7 protein-coding genes are annotated in these 10673 nt (G+C 74.5%); all 7 read right to left on the reverse strand.

Translation table 11 applies throughout. From position 1 onward, the window contains the following. Nucleotides 1–49 precede the first annotated feature (49 nt). From OHB01_RS33040 to OHB01_RS33070, 7 genes are read right to left on the reverse strand one after another with little or no spacing between them, the layout of a single operon-like run. A complete protein-coding gene (locus OHB01_RS33040; protein ID WP_147942764.1) occupies nucleotides 50–3163 on the reverse strand; it encodes a non-ribosomal peptide synthetase in 3114 nt (1037 codons plus the stop codon). Continuing rightward, nucleotides 3160–5082 carry a non-ribosomal peptide synthetase gene (locus OHB01_RS33045; RefSeq protein WP_168065998.1) on the reverse strand — a complete coding sequence of 641 codons (1923 nt, stop codon included), beginning with the start codon at nucleotides 5080–5082 and terminating at the stop codon, nucleotides 3160–3162. Before OHB01_RS33045 ends, OHB01_RS33040 begins: the two co-directional genes overlap by 4 nt. Nucleotides 5083–5094: 12 nt before the next feature. After that, complete coding sequence (locus OHB01_RS33050) at nucleotides 5095–6510, reverse strand: condensation domain-containing protein (RefSeq protein ID WP_328854474.1); 1416 nt, start codon at nucleotides 6508–6510, stop codon at nucleotides 5095–5097. Beyond that, the gene (locus tag OHB01_RS33055) at nucleotides 6507–6737 is read right to left on the reverse strand and encodes an MbtH family protein (RefSeq protein ID WP_142648312.1); all 231 of its coding nucleotides are present in this window, start codon (nucleotides 6735–6737) and stop codon (nucleotides 6507–6509) included. The genes OHB01_RS33050 and OHB01_RS33055 overlap by 4 nt, the downstream gene beginning before the upstream one ends. Then, nucleotides 6734–8878 (reverse strand): condensation domain-containing protein, encoded by a 2145-nt coding sequence (locus OHB01_RS33060; RefSeq protein WP_328854475.1) that lies wholly within the window; start codon nucleotides 8876–8878, stop codon nucleotides 6734–6736. The genes OHB01_RS33055 and OHB01_RS33060 overlap by 4 nt, the downstream gene beginning before the upstream one ends. Beyond that, entirely contained in the window at nucleotides 8875–9105 is a 231-nt protein-coding gene (locus OHB01_RS33065; RefSeq protein WP_142648310.1) for a phosphopantetheine-binding protein, read from the reverse strand. Before OHB01_RS33065 ends, OHB01_RS33060 begins: the two co-directional genes overlap by 4 nt. Beyond that, on the reverse strand, nucleotides 9105–10673 hold the full coding sequence (locus OHB01_RS33070; protein ID WP_328854476.1) for a condensation domain-containing protein: 1569 nt from the start codon (nucleotides 10671–10673) through the stop codon (nucleotides 9105–9107). Before OHB01_RS33070 ends, OHB01_RS33065 begins: the two co-directional genes overlap by 1 nt.

Raw genomic sequence — 10673 nt, forward strand, 5'->3', positions numbered from 1 at the left:
CGCAGGACGTGCGGCGGGCGCCCGGACGACGTGGACGCCCGCCGCGCGGTCAGAGGTCGGCGGACGAGAGCAGCCGCTCGGCCTCCTCGTCCGAGATCTCCTCCAGCTCGGCCACCAGGAGGTCCTCCAGCGCGACCGCCAGCTCGGCCACGGTGCGCCGCTCGAAGATCGTCCGGACCGGGACCTCCACCCCGGTCGCCCGGCGCAGCCGGGCCGCGATCCTCGTGGCCAGCAGCGAGTGCCCGCCCAGCGTGAAGAAGTCGTCGTTCACGCCGATGGTGTCCACGCCGAGCAGCTCCGACCAGATCTCGGCCACCAGCAGCTCCGCGTCCGTGCTGGGCGCGACGTGCCCGGCCGACGAGGCCCGCACCGGCGCGGGCAGGGCCGCGCGGTCCACCTTGCCGCGGCTGGTGAGCGGCAGCGCGTCGAGCACGACCCAGGCGGTCGGCACGAGGTGGCGCGGCAGGGTCCGCGCGAGGTGCGCGGCCAGCTCCTCCCCGGTCGCGGTCCCGGTGACGTACGCGACCAGTTCCTCGGCGTGGACCGTGACGAACGCCTGGCCGACGCCCGGATGGTCGAGCAGCCGCGCCTCGACCTCGCCCGGCTCGATGCGGAAGCCGCGGACCTTGAGCTGCCCGTCGAGCCGTCCGAGGAACTCCAGCGTGCCGTCCTGGTTCCAGCGCGCCCGGTCGCCGGTGCGGTATCTCCGCGATCCGGGCGGCCCGAGCGGGTCGGGGACGAAGGCGGCGGCCGTGAGCGCCGGGCGGCGCAGGTAACCGCGCGCCACCCCGGCGCCGCCGATGACCAGCTCGCCGATCACGCCCTTCGGCACCGGCGCCCCGGCCGCGTCGAGCACGTGGACCGTCGTCGCGCCGACCGGCCGGCCGATCGGGGGCCTGCCGTACGGCGTCGGGCCGAGGTCGGTGGCGGTCGCGATGACCGCCGCCTCGGTCGGGCCGTAGGTGTTCACCAGGCGGACACGGTCGCCGAACCGGCCGTGCCACCGCGCCACCGCGCCGCCGGACGCCTGCTCGCCGCCGATGACGACCAGGCGGAGCGCGGGCGGCCAGGCGATCTGGTCGATCTCCTCGACCAGGTGGTGCCAGTAGGCGGTGGGCAGGTCGAGCATCGTGACCCGCTCGCCGCCCGGGGCGGCCAGCAGGTCGGGCAGCGTCGCCGCCCCGCCGGGCAGCAGCACCAGGGCCGCTCCGGCGGCGAGCGTGGGGAAGACCTCTTCGAGATGGGTGTCGAAACTCAGCGACGCGAACTGGACGACGCGGTCTCCGGGGGCCAGGCCGTACTCCTCCCGCATCCACCGGATCCGGGCCGCGATGGCGCGGTGCTCGACGGCGACGCCCTTGGGCCTGCCCGTGGAGCCGGAGGTGGAGATCACGTAGGCCAGGTCGCCCGGGCGCGTCTCCTGTGGTTCGCCCCGGTCGCCGAGGGCCGCCTCGTCCTCGCCTGCCAGCGGGCCGACGGCGGTGAGCCCGGCGGGCAGCGCCCGGGTCGTGATCACGTGCGTCGCCCCGGCGTCCGCGAGCGAGAAGGCCAGCCGCTCCTCCGGCTCCTCCGGCTCGAACGGCAGGTAGGCCGCACCGGCCCGCCAGACGGCGAGCAACGCGGTGATCGCCTCGACCGAGCGGGGCAGGCAGACGCCGACCACCTCGCCGGGGCGCACGCCCCGGGCCCGCAGCGCGGCGGCGAGCCGTGCCGCCCGCCGGTCCAGTTCGCCGTAGGTGACCTCGGTCTCCCCGCAGACCACCGCGACGGCGTGCGGCGTGCGCCGGACGACCTCCGCGATCATCTCGGGCACCGTCTCGGAACCCGCGGCCCCGGCGGTGTCGGCGCCGTCGCCGGCCATGGCCCGGATGTCGGCCTCGTCGTCCCCGGTCCAGACGCGCAGCTCGGAGATCCGGCGGCGCGGCTCGGCCACCGCCGATTCGACCAGGAGCAGGAAACGGTCGGCGAGCCTGCGGACGGCCTCCGCCTCGTGCGGGGACCCGCTGGACCCGTCGTGGCCGAACGACACGACGATCTCGCCGTCCTCGAACCACGCCTCGGCGTACAGGCCGAGCTTGACCTGCCGATATCCGTCCGGGAAGTAGCCGACGGACAGGTCGCCGAACGCCCGGCTGAGTCCCAGGTCCTGGGTGTGCAGGATGAACATGGTCGGCATCAGCGCCTCGGCGGGATGCCCGATCCGTTCGAACGGCACCGAGGGCCGGCTCAGCGCCGTCAGCGCCTCCTGCCGGGTGCGCGCCAGCAGCTCGGTGAACGACGGGTCGCCGTCGAGGTCTCCGCGCAGCACGACGGTCTGCGAGAGATAGCCGATCATCGGCTCCAGCTCGACCCGGTCGCGGCCCGCCACGGCCGTGCCGACGAGGACGTCGGTGTGGCCGGTGTGGCGGTGGAGCAGCACCTGGTAGGCCGCCATGAGCACGGTGAACAGCGTGGTCCTGTTCTCGCGGGCGAGCCGGTCGAGCTCGGCCGCGATCTCCCGGCCCAGCCGGACGACCTGGAAGTCCCCCTGGCCCTTGCCCCCGTTGCCCATGCCGCAGGGCAGGTCGGGCGGCGGCGGGTCGGCCAGCCGCTCCTGCCAGTACGGCACCGCGCGCTCGGCGCGGCGGCGCTGCCAGCGGGCGTAGTCGGACGGCTGGACCGGCAGCGGCGCCAGGCTCGGCGCACGCCCGTGCAGGCGCGCGGTGTAGCACTCCGCCAGGTCGTCGAAGAGGATCCCCAGCGACCAGCCGTCGCCGATGATGTGGTGCATCGTGACGCACAGCACATGGTCGAGCGCGCCGATCGTGATGAGCGCGACGCGCAGCGGCACGCCCTCGGCAAGGTCGAACGGCGCGTTCACCCGCTCGGCGACGATCCGCCGGGCGTGCTCCTCGTCGTCGGCCCGGATCCGCTGGACCGGCGGGACGGTGCCCGCCGCCCCCGGCGGCTCGGCGACCGCCCAGGGGACGCCGTCCTCCTCCTCGAACCGGGTGCGCAGGCCCTCGTGGCGGGCCACGACGTCGGCGAGGGCCCCTTCGAGGGCGGCCTCGTCGAGGGGTCCGCGCAGCCGGCGGACGTTGTACATGGTGTAGGAGGCGTCGGCGGGGTCGAGCCTCTGCAGCAGCCAGAGCCGTTCCTGGCTCGGAGACAGGGGCGCCCTCATTTGTCCGACGCCATCTCGTCGAGCACGGCCGCCAGGTCCTCGGCACTGAGGCCGTCGAGCTCGTCGCGGAGCGCGGCGATGTCGGCGAGGTCCAGGTCGTCGTCGTCGAGCCGGTCCATCGCCGCCGCCAGCTCGGCCACCGTGGGGTTCTCGAACAGCACCACGATCGGCACGTTGGTCGCGAAGCGCGCCTGGATCCTGGCGATGATCTGGGTGGCGGTCAGCGAGTGCCCGCCGAGCTCGAAGAAGTCGTCGTCGACGCCGACCGGCTCGGCGATGCCGAGCACCTCCCCCCACATCGTCGCGAGGTCCTCCTCCAGCGCGGTGGACGGCTGCCGGTACGGCCGGCTCCGCGCCCGGGTCCACTCGGGCACGGGCAGGGATTTGCGGTCGAGCTTGCCGTTGGGGGTGAGCGGCAGGGCGTCCAGCACCACGAGGTGCGCGGGCACCATGTATTCGGGCACGTCGCGGCGCAGCCGGTCACGCAGCGACGGCCACAGGCCGGCCTCCCCCGCCTCCCCGGGCTCCGCCTGCTCTCCGGCCTCCCCGGTCGCGCGTACGACGTAGGCGACCAGGCGCGGGAGCCCGTCGGGGCCGTCGCAGACGCCGACGGCGGCGTCGGCGACCTCGGGCGCGGCCCGCAGCACGCTCTCGATCTCGCCGAGCTCGATCCGGAACCCGCGCACCTTCACCTGCTGGTCGGCCCGGCCGAGATAGCAGAGCCTGCCGTTCTCGATCCTGGCGAGGTCGCCCGTGGCGTACAGGCGGGCCCCCGGCACTCCGGAGAACGGGTCGGGCAGGAACCTGGCGGCCGTCTGGCCCGGCATGCCGCGATATCCCCTGGCCAGACCGGCGCCGCCGATGTGCAGCTCGCCGGCCTCGCCGGGCGGCACGGGACGCCCGCCGGGGCCGAGGATGTGCACGGTCGTGTTGCCGATGGGCTCGCCGAGGTCGATGGGGGCGGGTGACGGGCTGACGCGCCCGGCCGTCGACCAGACCGTCGTCTCGGTCGGGCCGTACACGTTCCAGAGCCGGGCGCCGCCGTCGAGGAGGGCGTCGGCGAGGTCGCGGGGCAGCGCCTCGCCGCCGCACAGCCGGGTCGTGATGTTCTCGGGAACCCCGCCGGATTCGAGCAGGATGCGCCAGCTCGCCGGGGTCGCCTGCATGATCGTGACGGCCTCGGTCACGGCACGCGCCCGCAGGGCCCGGCCGTCCGCCGTCTCGTGCCCGGACGCGACCACGACTCGTGCGCCGCAGGTCAGCGGCAGGAGGAGCTCCAGCACCGAGATGTCGAACGACAATGTGGTGACCGCCAGCCAGGCGTCCCGGGGCGTGAGCTCCAGCAGGGTGGCGAAGGACTCCAGCAGGTTGACCACCGCGCCGTGCGGCACGGCGACGCCCTTGGGCCTGCCGGTGGAACCGGAGGTGTACATGAGATAGGCCAGGTCGCCCGTCGGGCCGTCGGCCGGCGCGTCGCCGTCAGCCGACGCCCCGCCTGCCAGGGGAACGCCGTCCTGCGAGAGCTCGACGACGTCGGGGACGCCGTCGAGCAGCCGCGACTCGACGCCCCGGCCGGCCAGCACGAGCCGGATGCCCGCGTCCTCCCGCATGAACCGGAGCCGCTCTTCGGGGAAGCCCGGGTCGAGCGGCACGTACGCGCCGCCGGCCCGCCACACGGCGAGCAGGGCGACGACCATGCCGGGGCAGCGCTCCAGGCACAGGCCCACCGGAACCTCGGGGCCGACGCCGCGGGCGCGCAGCAGCGCGGCCAGCCGGTCGACCCTGTCGTGCAGCTCCCGATAGGTCAGCACGCCGTCGGCGCCGCTCACCGCGACCGCGTCGGGGCTCGCGTCACGCCACCGGCGGATCAGCGCGAGCGCCGTATCAGGGAAGGTCACGCCGCTCACCGCGTCACTCACTTTCCACACCTTTCACTTCGGGAACGGGCCGCCCAGCGCGGACAGCGGGAGGTCCGGGTCGGCCCCGGCACGCCGTACGACCTCGGCGAAGCCGCCGAGGAGGCGGCGCGCGGTCTCGGGCGTGAACAGATCGCTGCTGTAGTCGAAGACGCCGCCCAGCCCCTCCGGGCCCCGCCACAGGTCCATCGAGACCTCCGACTTGGTGTGGCTGGGCGGGACCACGTAGACCTCGCGTTCGAGGTCGGCCATCCGGGTCCCCAGCAGATCGTCCTTGGGCAGGTTGTGCAGGTTGAACATGGCCTGGCACAGCGGCGGCCTGCTGATGTCGCGGGGCACCCGCAGCGCGGCCAGCACGTGCTCGAACGGCACCTCCGCGTGCCGCATCCCGGCCAGGGTCGCCTCCCGCACCCGGTCGAGCAGCTCGTGGAACGACGGGTCGCCGGACAGGTCGGCACGCAGCACCATCGTGTTGCCGAAGTAGCCGATCAGCGGAGCCAGCTCGCTGCGCGACCGGCCGGCCACCGGCACGCCGACGCAGAAGTCGGTCTGGCCCGACGCCAGGGCGAGGGTCGCCTGATAGGCGGCGACCAGGGCCATGAAGGACGTGCAGCGCCGCTTCCTGGCCACCTTCTCCAGCGGCGTGATCTCGTCCGGCGGCAGCAGCAGCTCCTCGCGTCCGCCGCGCCCCGACCAGCGGGCCGGGCGGGGACGGTCGGCAGGAAGGTCCAGCGCGGGCGCACCGGCCAGGCGGCTCGTCCAGTGGGCCAGGCCCGCCGTGTGGTCCCGCTGCCTCTCCTGTACGGCGAAGCGGGGATACTGCGTGGGCAGCTCCGGCAGCTCGGGCTCACGTCCCTCACGCCCGGCGGCGTAACACTCCGTGAGCTCGCGCAGGAGCACGTCGAGCGACCAGCCGTCCATCACGATGTGATGCAGGACGATGCACACGACCGCGTCGTCCTCACCCGCCTCGGCAAGGCCGACCCGCAGGGGAGGCGCGTTCTCCAGATCGAACGGGCGCTCGACGAACTCCTTCAGCACCCCGTCGAGGTCCGCCTCGCCGGACACCGCGAGCCGCTCCACCGGCACCGGCCCCGGCGGCAGCACGACCTGCACGGGCGCGTCCCCGCGCAGCCGGAAGCGGGTCCGCAGCACCTCGTGCCGCGCCACGATCCGGGTGAACGCCGCGGTCAGCGCGGCCACGTCGAGCGGCCCGCGCAGCCGCATGCACCAGGGCGTGTTGTAACTGGTGTCGCCGGGGTCGAAGCGGCTGAGGAACCACAGGCGCTCCTGGCCCGGCGACAGCGGCCACTCCTGTCCGCCGGGCTCCCGCTGAGCGGCTCCGAGGGAGCGCAGCAGCGCCGCCCGCCACTCGGGGGGCAGCCCGGCCAGCTTCTCGATCAGCGCGGCGCGGCGCTCCGCGCTGGTCATCTGTCCCGGGAGCCCGACGTCGCCGGGTCGCGTACGCTCCGCGTCTCCGGGTCGCGCGCGCTTAGGGGCCGCATGTCGGTCCACACGGTCTCGATGTGGTCCAGGCATTCCTGCCGGGTGCCCGTGAAGCCCGTGGCCCGCCACCCGGCGGGCGGTTCGCGGTCGCTCCACCATATGGAGTACTGCTCCTCGTCGTTGACGACCACGAGCATCGGGGAGTCGGTCATGTCACCTTCCCAAGACGGTCATTGCTGATGTCGGGGCCCCGGCCGCCGCCCTCGGCACGGCGGGGACAGGCGGGCCAGCCGTCGGGTCCGGCCGGCGGCGCGGCGCACAGGACGTAGTGGTGGGGAGCGAGCACGTCGGTCCGGCCTGCCGCGGCGCGCATCACGGCGGCGTGGACGGCCTCGGGCGTGTCCAGCCCGGGACGCGCGACGAGATACCCCGTCAGCCGGGCCGTGCCCCCCTCGCCGTCCCTGTCGTCAGCGCTGCCTGCGGCACCGTCGCCAGCCGCATCTCCGGTGCCGTCCGCGGCGCTGTCGCCGGCACCGTCTCCGGCCGCATCTCCGGCCTTGTCTGCAGCGCCGCCTCCGGCACTGTCGCCGTCCGCATCTCCGGCGCTGCCTGCGGCACTGTCTCCGGGGGCATCTGCGGCGCTGTTTCCGGCGTCCGCCGCGGTGTGCTCGATCACGACCGCGGCGAGGTCGGTGCCGCACGCGCGACGCAGCAGCGCCTCGGTCTCCGGCACGTCCACCCAGTCGTGGCCGATCGCCGTCCATCCGGCGGGGCGCGCCACCGGGTCCAGGCCCGCGATCTTCGCCACCTGGTCCAGCGGCACGTCCTCGGAGACCGCCCGGACCAGCAGCTCCTCCAGGCCGGTGAGCATCCGCAGGGCGACGTCGCCGGGCAGGAACGCCGTGTCCACCAGCACGTAGAACTCGCAGGTGGACGGGGACGGGCCGGTGGCGAAGAAGATCCGCGCCTTGACCTTCGAGTAGGCGCCGACGAAGAACGTGCGGGTCCGCTTCCGCAGCGCGGCGAGCGCCGCGGCGTCCCCGGGATCGGCCGCCGGCAGGCCCTGCCAGCGGCCCCCCTGCCTGACGTCGTTGAAGAACGCGTCCAGGTCGATGTCGGCGCCGCGGCTCCACGCCTCCGCGTCCCACGCGGCGTGCACGAGCGCGGGGTCGTAGTGCCCGTTCCGGTAGGTCGCCATGGTCCTGCGGTGTCCGTGCCGCAGCGCGTCGGCGAACGTGCCGGTCCCCAGCTCGATGACGCACAGCCCGTCCTGGGCGGCGGGCCCGGCCATCGCCTCCATGCCCGGGTGGTGCCGGTTCGACACGATGAGCTGCAGCGCCGCCGTACTGTGCCCGGTGACGGCGGCCAGCAGCGCTGCGCTCGCGACCGTGAGCACGCTGGAGGTCGTCACACCGTGGCGGGCGGCGAGCGCCTCGGCGGCGACGGCCGCCGCCGGGGAGTCCATCCCGTGCCGGACGAAACGCGGCTCCTCGGGCTCCCGCATCGGGAAGTCGAACATCGAACGCGGAGCGGACGCCAGACCGGTCCGCCAGTGCCGCAGCGCCTGGCCGCCGGGCGGCGGGTCCGACCGTTCGAAGGCCGCCTGGTCGAGCGGCTGCCGGCTCGGGGCGGGCAGGTCCTCCCCGGCGACGAGCCGCGGCCACTCCGCGGCCACCATGTTCAGCGACCAGCCGTCGAGCGCGAGATGCGACAGCGCGAGCGCCAGCGCACGCGGCCGGCCCCGCTGGCAGACGACCGCGCACCGGATCGGCAGCTCGGCCGCGTAGTCGAACCCGGTGGCGGCCAGCTCGGCGGCCAGCGCCTTGGCCGCGCTCATCGGCTTGGCCGCCGCCTCGTACACGCCGACGGTGAGCCGGCCCTCGCGGCTCACCCTCTGGATCGTGTCCTCACGAACCGTGTCCTCACGAACCGTGTCCTCACGAACCGTGCTCTCGCGAACCGTGTTCTCGCCGTCCGTCCCGTCGTCTTCCCGGGCCTCGTTCTCTCCGGCGTCGTTCTCTCCCGCGTCGTTCTCTCCGGCGCCGTTCTCCCCGGCGCCGTTCTCCCCGGCGTCGTCCCGGACGCGGACGAACGCCGTGCGCAGCGTCTCGTGCCGCTCGACGAGACGGCCCACGGCGCGCAGCACGGCGTCCAGACCGGCCGCGCCGGTCACCGGCAGGGTCCAGGCCAGGTTGAAGTAGGGGTCGCCGTCGTCCAGCCACTGCGTGGAGCGCCAGATCCCCTGCTGGCCCCAGGTCAGCGCGGCCTGCCCGCCCCGCGCGCCGCGGAACTCCACGGTGCGCGGCGGCAGCGGCGTGAGGCCGGTGACCTGCGCCGGCGGGCTCGCGGTCACTTCCGCTGCCCCGCGATGTGCTCGACCAGGCCGTCGAGCGTGTCGAGGTGGCCGCCGTCCAGGTCGACGTCACAGTCGAACTCGGTCTCCAGCATGTCGATCAGCCGCAGGTAGGCGATCGAGGTGAGGCCGAGCGCGGGCAGGCTGCACTCCGCCGCCAGGATGTCGGCGACGGCCAGGTCGCCGCCGCTCGCCTTCGCCACAAGTTCGGCCACGCGCTCCCGCATCACGCCTCCTCCCGCAGCCGGGCGACCTCCGCCGCGATGCCGTTGATCGTCGGGTCGTCGAAGAACACGTCGAAGGACAGCTCCACGTCCATCCGCTCGCGCACCTTCGCGATGATCTGGGTGATCGACAGCGAGTGCCCGCCGAGGTCGAACAGGTCCTCGTCCGGGCCGATCTCCGGCATGCCGAGCACCTCGCGCCAGATCTCGCCCACTTCGGCGGCGTACGGCACGGCGTCCGCCGCTCCGCCCCGCGCCGAGGCGGACGGCTCCTCGACCCGGCCGAAGGACGGCTCGACCACAGCAGGGAGGGGCAGGTCGGCCACGTCGGCGTCCGGGGCGGCGGCCACCGCGCGCAGCAGCGCGAGCAGGTGCTCGGCGACGCTCTCGCAGCCGGATCGGCTCAGCACGAGCGGGTTGAACTGCAGCCGGGCCGCGACGCCGTCCGGCGCGTCCACCACCTGCAGGTGCAGCGTGCCGCGCACCGCCTGGTTGAACGCCATCCACTCCACCGACGCCGCGACGCCGGGGAACTCCGGCGCGCTCGCGTCGCGCCTGCGGTAGCTGACCGACACCGGCGTCAGCGCGGTGCGCGGGCTCACGCCGCCGACGGCACGCGCGAGCGGCACCTGCCGGAACCGGTACGTGGCCCGCAGCTCGTCGCGTACGGCGCGGGCGAAGTCGGCGAACCTCCCGGCCGGGGCGGGGGCGGGCACCGGCAGCTCGTTGACGAACAGGCCGATGTGGTCCCGCGTCTCCTCGGTCCGGGTGGACAGGTCGACGGCCACCGCCGCGTCCTCGTTGCCGTACGCCGCGAGCAGGGTGTGCACGGCGGCGAGCACCAGCTCGAACCGGGTGACGCCCAGCTTGTCCGCGGCGACGGCGAGATCGGCGGGCAGCGCGAAGTCGACGGCTTCACCGGCAGCGGCGCGGATAGAGACCCCGGACAACCCGGGGAGCCGCAGATCCTGCCGGTCGTTCCAGCGGTCGCGCCAGAACTCGGCGGCCTCGCCGAGCAGCTCGGCCACCCGGGCGTTCTCCCGCTCGGTGATCTCGCCGTGCGTCAAGGGAAGGGCGGGCACCGGCCGCCCGGCGTACGCGGCGGCCAGGTCGCGCACCAGGATGTCCTTCGACATGCCGTCGAAGACGGCGTGGTGGGCGACGAAGACGAGCAGGTGCCGTTCCGGCGCGAGCCGGAACACGGTGAACCGGGCGGCCGGTCCGGCGCCCAGGTCCAGGGGAAGCGACGTCTCGCGGTCGACCAGCTCGCCCGCCTCGTATCCCGCGTCCTCGAACCCGGAGGCGTCCTCGAAGCCGATCGGCGGCGGCACGGCGGCGGGCACCAGGCGCACCTCGCCGTCCCGCTCCGCCAGGGCCGCGGCCAGCTGGGGATGCGCGCGTACGACGTCGTGGCAGGCGGCCTGCAGCCGGTCGACGTCGAGGGGGCCGTCGAAACGGACGGCCAGCGGCATGTGGTACACCCGGCCCCCGCAGCCCATCCGTTCCGTTATCCACATGCCGTGCTGTGCGAGGGAGGCCTGCTCCCCCTCGCCGATGAGTGTCGGTGACAT

The sequence above is a fragment of the Microbispora hainanensis genome (assembly GCF_036186745.1).
Lineage (GTDB): Bacteria > Actinomycetota > Actinomycetes > Streptosporangiales > Streptosporangiaceae > Microbispora.